3 protein-coding genes are annotated in these 3,438 nt (G+C 43.3%); all 3 read right to left on the reverse strand.

Features of this window, described 5'->3' with window-relative positions; genetic code table 11:
* Window positions 1–347 (reverse strand): chemotaxis protein CheW (locus G542_RS0114050; RefSeq protein ID WP_034986054.1); only part of this gene is annotated, 347 nt, incomplete at its 3' end.
* Window positions 348–879: 532 nt separating this feature from the next.
* On the reverse strand, window positions 880–2,772 hold the full coding sequence (locus tag G542_RS0114055; protein WP_012697895.1) for a methyl-accepting chemotaxis protein: 1,893 nt from the start codon (window positions 2,770–2,772) through the stop codon (window positions 880–882).
* A 163-nt stretch (window positions 2,773–2,935) separates the two neighbouring features.
* Window positions 2,936–3,259 (reverse strand): putative PII-like signaling protein, encoded by a 324-nt coding sequence (locus G542_RS18720; RefSeq protein ID WP_156092913.1) that lies wholly within the window; start codon window positions 3,257–3,259, stop codon window positions 2,936–2,938.
* Between the last annotated feature and the right edge of the window lie 179 nt (window positions 3,260–3,438).

Raw genomic sequence — 3,438 nt, forward strand, 5'->3', positions numbered from 1 at the left:
ATGGTGTCGACGGCCTCGACGAGAAAGCCCTGTGTGTGACCGTTGTATTCGGTCACGATCATGATTTCGGGTTTTTTGTCGGTGATGATGCCGGTGTACTTGGCGAGGTCGATGACCGGGACGAGCTGCCCGCGCAGGCTGACCATGCCTTCGACGGCGGAGCTCATTTCGGGAGCGGAAGTGATTTCGGGGGTCCGCATGACTTCGCGGACCTTGAAGACGTTGATGCCGAATGTTTCCTTGCGACCGGTGCGCTGATCGGTGCCGAGCGAGAAGAGCAGGATTTCCAGCTTGTTGGCTCCTGCGAGCTTGGTTCGTGCATCAATGCTTTTCAAAAGGTCAGACACGATCATCCTCTCTTCTTGAAAGAAAAGTGTTTGCTACCGGACATAACTGTTTCATGCAAATGAATAAAAGTGCCCGTAAATTACATTCGCATCAAATGCGGTGTCATCAATGATGGGCGTGTTGAACCATCTGCATGGTTACATGCTTGATGATCCAGTCACGGTCTTTGGCTCTAAAGATATGTTTTGTTGTCAACCAGATAATGGTAATGAATTTATCTGGTTATCGTGTCCAGGTAAATGGAGTAAACATTATTTTGTCGCGTAAAAAGGTGATTTTTGTCGAAAGTCAGAAAATGGTACGGTATTGTTGCTGCTTTGCTTGAAAATGCCCTTGTGTAATGCTGTTTGGGTTTTGCTGGGTTGTCGGATCAGCATTTCATATGCAGTAATTTGTATTTGATGACCTGAGCGACGTCAGGGCATGGTGCTGGCTGGCATGATTATCCGCCCAGTATTAAAAGGCATGCATGAATGTATAAAAACAGGCTTGGTTTCCCAAGCCTGTGTGCTGGTGATGGTCAGGTTTGCATTATGCCTTGAACCGGTCAAAATCACCCTTGATTGACAGGGATACCTGTTGGCTATCTTTCAGGCGGGTGTTTATTTCCTGTATGGAAAAATCATTTTGCTCGATTTGCCGGTTTATTTCCTCAGTGCTCTGTGCAATCAGAAGACCTGCATCCTTTTGTTCGGTTGTCGAGTGTGATACCTCAGTCATTTTCCTGGTAACTTCCATCATTGCATCCCTGATGCAATCGATGCTTTCTTTTATCTTCACACTTATTTTCTGGCCTTCAGACACCACTGATACGGTTTTTTCCATATCATTCGAGGCTTTGACTGTTTCGGATTTTACGGCTTCAATGGTGTCATTGATTTCCACCGTGGCACTGACCGTACGTTCTGCAAGTTTGCGTACTTCATCAGCAACGACAGCAAAACCCCTGCCATATTCCCCGGCACGTGCTGCTTCAATGGATGCATTCAATGCCAGAAGGTTTGTTTGGTCGGCAATGTCACCAATGATGCCTGTGATCTTGGAGATATCCCCTGACTTTTCTTCCAGAGTCTGGATGATGTGATGCAGCTCATTGATTACTCTTGTAATGTCGTTCATGTTGCCGGCCAGTTGGTCAACATTCTGAACGGATCTGTCAAGATGAATGTTGGTACCCTGAATCATCTGGTCAGTTTCTGTTGCTCCGTCCGAAATAGAAGCAATGCTGACCGAAATCTCCTCAAGGGTGGCTGCATTGGAAGATGAAGCATCTTTTATTTGTACTGATCCCAAGGCCAGTTCCTGGGTTTTTTGCGATGCCGTTCCAATATCATTGATAAGATTGTTGGTGCTTGTCTTGAGTGAAAGGATGAGTTCTTGCAGTGACGTAACGAACTGATTGAAGTAATTGGCCACTTCGGCAATTTCATCCTTGCCTTTAACGATTACCCTGTGTGTCAGATCGGCGTCACCTGATGCAATGTTCTTCATTGCATCCCTGAGCCTGGTCACTCCGCTCATGGCTCGGTCAAGGACGAACTTGTTTACGATCATTGCCACTACCGTCGCTATCAGAGCGATGACAATCAAGGTAACCAGGAAATCAAACAGTGGGTTGAGTATCGTTTCAGTACTGGTCGAAACACCTACAACCCAGTCCGTATTATCAATCGGTTCCATGAATACGAAAGCTGATGTTCCATTTTTGCGGGTAATCTTTACAAGATTACTGTTGAGTGTTACCTCGTGTATTTTTTCAGGAGTTAGTTCCGGTGAGGCTTCTGTAATGTTTTTTATATTTTGATTGGGGTAATAAATTACATCCCCATTCTTTTTCAGAAGGTAGACGATACCATTTCCCCTGATGGATGATTTTTTCATATTGGTGATGAGCTCATCCATGCCTACATCTCCAGCTAATACGTGCACTCCACTTGGGGTATTCAACCTTTTTGAAATGGTTATCGTCAATTTACCATTGCTGGCAGAGATATATGGATTGCTGATGTGTATTTTGTCATCGGCCAAGGCTTGGCTATACCATTCTCTCTGATCAAAACTGAAATCTGCTGGAGCAGACCATCCATCAGAAAAAATATGGCTTTTGTCGGGGTAAACAATAAATGCTGCCGTGAACCCTCCTGCCCTAGCCAGTGTTGCCATTAATTCGGAGACATAAGACCTGTTATCAGGGATAGTCTTGATGGCCATTAATTGACTGCTTTTTTCTTTCAGGAATATTTCTGCGATTGCTTTCTTGTCTTTTGTCGTGGCTGTAAATTCCGATGTCAGTGTGTCAATGGTCATTTTTTCTGCTTCAAAATAACTCATTGAACTTAGTGCAGTCGATATTGCAATAATGATTATTGCATTTACCATCATGACTTTTGTCTTGATGGATGAGTGGTTGATGCTGATTTTCATTTGTAACCTTCGTTCTCTGTTGTTGATTAAAAATCAAATCGCCTCTAATCCAATCGCACATTACTGGTGAAATTTCGGATGTCTGGGTGGAGATGGTCTGTCGGGTGTCTGATGGTGACTATTGGTTTGTTGACTCTTTAATGTCCGTAGGCTGTTTTTTGTCTTATGATCTATTCCACAGGGTTGCCTGTACCCTGTCTATTTCAATTGTGCGGGTATTCCAGTAAACGGTACATTTCCTTATCTGCAACAGTTTTTTTCCGTCTCTTGTGAAAATGAATTCTTTTTTTGTTTTTTCTGAAGTCAGGATGCCTGATTTTGACATCTCTCTTAATGTCTTGTAGATGCTGCGAATTTTTTCCGGTTCACCGATGATTCTGGATATGAGATCGGCAGACATGGGTGGAGGACCAAATCTGACTAGTGACTCTTCTTTGAAATCAGTCAGGGCCGATATGATTGCCTGTTTTCTGGCAGTGGTTCCCATGATGTAGGTTCCTTTTGAAGAGAGGTGGGTATTCAGTTAATGGCTTTTCAAAAAATATCCATACGCTATATTTACTTTATCCATGTTTATTGCATGTTTTTACAAACAGATTGCTTATGTCATTTAGATTGTTGGTGTGTAATATTTATATCTGGAATTTATAGTTCTTATTACGTTGC

This window comes from Laribacter hongkongensis DSM 14985 (genome assembly GCF_000423285.1).
Lineage (GTDB): Bacteria > Pseudomonadota > Gammaproteobacteria > Burkholderiales > Aquaspirillaceae > Laribacter > Laribacter hongkongensis.